Source organism: Veillonella sp. (assembly GCF_019414865.1).
GTDB lineage: Bacteria > Bacillota > Negativicutes > Veillonellales > Veillonellaceae > Veillonella.
This window is the reverse complement of sequence record NZ_DXLG01000041.1, coordinates 1-4,916: the sequence shown is the minus strand read 5'-3', so window position 1 is coordinate 4,916 and position 4,916 is coordinate 1. Positions and strand designations below refer to the sequence as shown.

General features: G+C 40.0%; 3 protein-coding genes. All 3 read right to left on the bottom strand.

What is annotated here, in order from left to right; all coding sequences use genetic code 11:
* Positions 1-76: 76 nt before the first annotated feature.
* A complete protein-coding gene (gene alaS, locus QZ334_RS04100) occupies positions 77-2,692 on the bottom strand; it encodes an alanine--tRNA ligase (RefSeq protein WP_295232174.1) in 2,616 nt (871 codons plus the stop codon).
* A 216-nt stretch (positions 2,693-2,908) separates the two neighbouring features.
* Positions 2,909-3,718 (bottom strand): C40 family peptidase, encoded by an 810-nt coding sequence (locus tag QZ334_RS04095; protein ID WP_105094499.1) that lies wholly within the window; start codon positions 3,716-3,718, stop codon positions 2,909-2,911.
* Positions 3,719-3,801: 83 nt separating this feature from the next.
* Entirely contained in the window at positions 3,802-4,812 is a 1,011-nt protein-coding gene (locus QZ334_RS04090) for a glycosyltransferase family 2 protein (protein ID WP_119209137.1), read from the bottom strand.
* Between the last annotated feature and the right edge of the window lie 104 nt (positions 4,813-4,916).

The following is a 4,916-nucleotide window of genomic DNA, read 5'->3' as shown; positions in this document are numbered from 1 at the left end:
CTACAAAGTCAGTAACTTTTTATGCATCATAAAATTTTTCTATAACAGATACAAGTATAATTATAAAATTATATGCCTATTGTAACATAGATGTTAAAGCTTCACCACCAGCTTTTAATGCTTCCACCAATTTAGCTGGTTCTTTACCACCTGCTTGAGCCATATCTGGACGGCCACCGCCATTACCACCAGCTACTTGAGCTGCTGCTTTTACGATGTTACCAGCTTTTGCACCTTTAGCAACAACGTCTTTAGATACTTTACATACAAAGTTAACCTTATCGTCACCCATAGCAGCACCTACGAGCACTACGCCAGAACCAGCCAATTTATCAAGGCCCATATCAGCTAGGTCACGTAATTCATCAATAGAGGAAGCTTTTACAGCAGCCGCTACAAATGCTACATCGCCAATCATAACTTTACCAGCAATGATATCTGCCGCACCAGCTGCAGAAACCTCTTTGCGAATTTGTTCTAATTCTTTAGCAGTTTCTTTTGCTTCTGCCAATACTTGATGTAAACGTTCTTCTACTTGAGGTGCTTTAGTTTTAAGTTCGCCTGCCATACGTTCGATAGTCAAGCGATCATGTTTTGCTGCATCAAGAGCTGCGCGACCTGTAATTGCTTCAATACGACGTACACCAGAGCCGATACCCGCTTCAGATGTTAAGCGGAATGAACTAATGAAAGCTGTATTACCCACATGAGAACCGCCACATAATTCAACGGAGAAACCAGGAACCTCTACAACGCGAACTACATCGCCATATTTATCGCCAAAGAGCGCCATCGCACCTTTCGCTTTTGCTTCGTCCATGGACATTTCAGCAATAGCTAAATCTGTAGCTTTTAAAATCTCTTCATTTACAAGAGCTTCAATTTGATCAAGTTCCTCTTGTGTTACAGGAGAGAAGTGAGTGAAGTCGAAACGCAAGTAATCTGGAGTTACTAAGGAACCAGCTTGGTTAACATGCTCGCCTAGAACCTTTTTCAATGCTGCATGTAACAAGTGTGTTGCTGTATGGTTACGAGCCATAGCAGCACGGCGATTTGTATCTACTTCAAGCGCTACATCATCGCCCTCGGAAATGGAACCTTCCACAACAGTACCGATATGGTATACAGTGCCTTCAGGTAAACGTTTTGTATTATGAACCTCTACCTTACCCATTGGGCCAACGATAAAGCCTGTATCACCTAATTGACCGCCCCCTTCAGCGTGGAATGGTGTGGTGCGTACGATAACAGTAATTTCATCGCCATCAGCAGCTGTTTGTAAACGTTCAGAGCCTTTGCCGATCATTAATACGGAAGAAGCAGTTACAGCTTCATCTTCAAGAAGCTCTTCGTCTTTCAAGAATGTGATGTCAGGTGTTGCTACCTTAGCATCTTCTTTTACACGAGCTTCACGAGCGCGTTCACGTTGTTCCTTCATAGCTGCTTCAAAACCTTCATGGTCGATTGTAAAGCCGCGTTCAGAAGCGATTTCTTCTGTTAATTCCCAAGGGAATCCGTATGTATCATATAGTTTGAATACTTCTGTACCAGGCACAACAGTTGCTTTTTCAGCAGCAAGTGTATCAATCAAAGAATTCAACAATTCAAGACCTTGTTCCAAGGTTTGGTTGAATCGTTCTTCTTCGTTTTGTACAACCCGTTTAACGAAGTCTTGTTTCTCAGCAATGGATTTAATACCAGGGCCAAGAATATCTACCACTACATCAATAAGTGGTGTTAAGAAGATACCTTCAATACCAAGTAAACGGCCATGACGTACAGCACGACGTAAAATACGACGCAATACGTAACCACGACCTTCGTTAGATGGCAATACGCCATCAGAAATTAATGCAGTGACAGCACGAGCATGGTCAGCGATAACCTTTAAAGAAACATCAGTATTTGGATTTTCGTTATATGTAACACCAGCGCGTTTAGCTGTAGCTTCAATAATTGGGAAAATCAAATCTGTTTCAAAGTTTGTTTTACAACCTTGTAATACGGAAGCCAATCGTTCAAGGCCAGCGCCGGTATCGATGTTTTTATGTTGCAATGGTTCATAAGAACCATCTGGCATTTTATTAAATTGAGTGAATACTAAGTTCCAGATTTCAAGATAGCGATCGCAGTCACAACCTGGTGCACAGTTAGGATCATCACAACCATGTTCAGGACCTTGGTCGAAGAAGATTTCACTATCAGGACCACATGGGCCTTCACCGATTTCCCAGAAGTTATCTTCAAGGCGTGTAATATGACTTTCTTCTACACCACAATCATTGTGCCATGTATCATATGCTTCTTGGTCATCTGGATATACAGTAACATACAATCTATTTTTATCGAGTTTAATAACTTCAGTTAAGAACTCCCACGCCCAGTGAATTGCTTCTTTTTTAAAGTAGTCACCAAAGGAGAAGTTGCCAAGCATTTCAAAGAATGTATGGTGACGAGCTGTGCGACCTACGTTTTCAAGGTCACCTGTACGCATACATTTTTGGCTTGTTGTAATACGATGACAAGGAGGTACCAATTTACCTGTAAAGAAAGGCTTTAATGGCGCCATACCTGCCCCAATCAATAATAGAGATGGATCGTTTTCTGGTATAAGAGAAAAACTATCTAATTTTAAATGTCCTTTGCTTTCAAAAAACTGCAAGTATGCTTGACGCAGTTCATTACCCTTCATGTGTATATTCCTCCTAAAATTATTTACTCTTCATTATATCGTAAAAACGACATAAAATCTATTAAAAACATTGAGATTATGCGGAATTTACCGACTTTCACAATAGCAAATACAAGGATAAAATTTAATAATTCTAGAAATGAGAAAAAGAGGTTATACAAATCAACAGAACATAATTGATTCGTATAGCCTCTTTTAAAGCTAATATGTATTGGTTTATACAACGCGTTTTGCGCCGATATAGCGTTCACCCCAATAGCCAGTATCAAGATCTGCTACTGCTACACCACGACTGGAAGTGGCGCTGATGAACTTGCCATCACCAATGTAAATACCGGAGTGAGATGGACCTGGTTCATATGTTTCAAAGAATACCAAATCCCCTGCTTTTAAGTTTGCACGAGAAACCTCAACACCTACGTTATATTGTTCATCTGCTAAACGTGGTAAAGAAATACCTTGTTTTGCAAATACATATTTAACGTAACCAGAGCAGTCAAAACCACTTGGTGTAGTACCACCAAATACATATGGAACACCGCGGTATTTGTCTGCTTCCGCCAAGATAGCATGAATACTATTTGGTGTTTCGTTTTTCGTAATATTATTTAATTTAATATTTTTGCCAGTAATGGATTGACCAGCAACACGACGAGATGTCGCATTGTTGTTTGTGAAAGCGGATTTTGTTGCTACTGCTTTAGTTGCAGCATTTTGAGTCAATACTGCCTTCGTAGAACGAGGAGCACTCATCAATGCATTATACGTAGCAGGACCTACAATACCGTCCACTGGTAAGCCACGATCTTGTTGGAACAGACGAACTGCCCATTTCGTTTCTTTACCATATACACCATTTTTATCTGTAGCATTATAACCGTGTTTAATTAGTTGTTGTTGAACCGCTGTAACACTTTTGCCCTTATCACCATATTGTAATGTTGTTGCACCTACCATGGCTGTTGTGGCACACACAAAAGTTAATGTTAATGCCGTTATTTTAACCTTACTATATTTTGACTTCATATGCTTCCTTTCCAAAAACTTTTAAAGTAAGTTATTTATTCAAAATATACTAACCGTCTATTTATTTGCATTCACAAATACAGCTAGTCTTCTTTGCTTTTGTTAGTATAAGTCTCAGGTGCCATAAACACATCTGCACTACTTGGTCCAAGTAATGGAGCATCTTCATGCTCATCAAAGTTTATAGCTGACTTAACCCAATACAAAGGCCGTTGCTTCACCTCTTCAAAAATACGACCTACATACTCGCCAATAATTCCCAGTCCGACGAGTTGAATTCCACCAATAAACAAAATTGATACGCCCAAGGTAGTCCATCCATTCAAGGCTTGTCCCGTAAGATATACATACAAGAGGTGCAATATAAGCAAGAAGCTCAACCCACCACATAGTACACCGACGTACAAGGCAGCCCGTAAAGGAACTCTTGAAAAGGCGGTTACCCCATCGAGAGCAAATCGTATCATTTTACGCACACTAAACTTTGAGACACCTGCAAAACGAGGTGGCGCCACAAAGTGCAACTCAGCTTGTCTATACCCTAAGGCACCGACAATACCGCGCAAGAAACGACCATGTTCTCTAAACCGTTTCAATGTGCCCAATGCTTTACTATTCATGAGACGAAAATCAGATCCACCTTCAACAATAGGAACATCGGCCATTTTGTTCATTAGTTTGTAATAATACTTAGACGTGAAAGATTTAGCCCAACTAGCATCTTCAGTTGAATCGCGTATGGTGCGCACCACATCATAGCCCGACTCCCACAACCTAACAAGTTCAGGAATCAAAGCCGGTGGATGCTGCATGTCACCGTCCATTGTAATAACTGCATCTCCATGAGCATAATCAAGACCACAAGTAAGCGCAGTCTGATGCCCAAAATTACGAGCAAGCAATAACACTTTGACATGTTTATCATTGTAAGCAATTTCACGCAATATCATAGCTGACGAATCACTAGAACCATCGTCTACGAAGATTAGTTCATAATCGTACGTGAGTCCTGACATAACATCAGTTACAGCTTTATAAAAATTCGCTATGTTCTCTTCTTCGTTATATACAGGCACTACAATAGAAAGTAACATAAATCCTCCAAAGTATTTTACTCACATATTTTAAGTTAATTAGTAAATTAAGGCAAATCACCAAGGTTAACAATAGGAAAAATAATATCTATAACCCCAGTAAA

What these genes read in the sequence shown, in the direction of transcription:
- alaS (WP_295232174.1), bottom strand. Translation starts at nt 2,692, where the DNA reads ATGAAGGGTAATGAACTGCGTCAAGCATACTTGCAGTTTTTTGAAAGC.
- QZ334_RS04095 (WP_105094499.1), bottom strand. Translation starts at nt 3,718, where the DNA reads ATGAAGTCAAAATATAGTAAGGTTAAAATAACGGCATTAACATTAACT.
- QZ334_RS04090 (WP_119209137.1), bottom strand. Translation starts at nt 4,812, where the DNA reads ATGTTACTTTCTATTGTAGTGCCTGTATATAACGAAGAAGAGAACATA.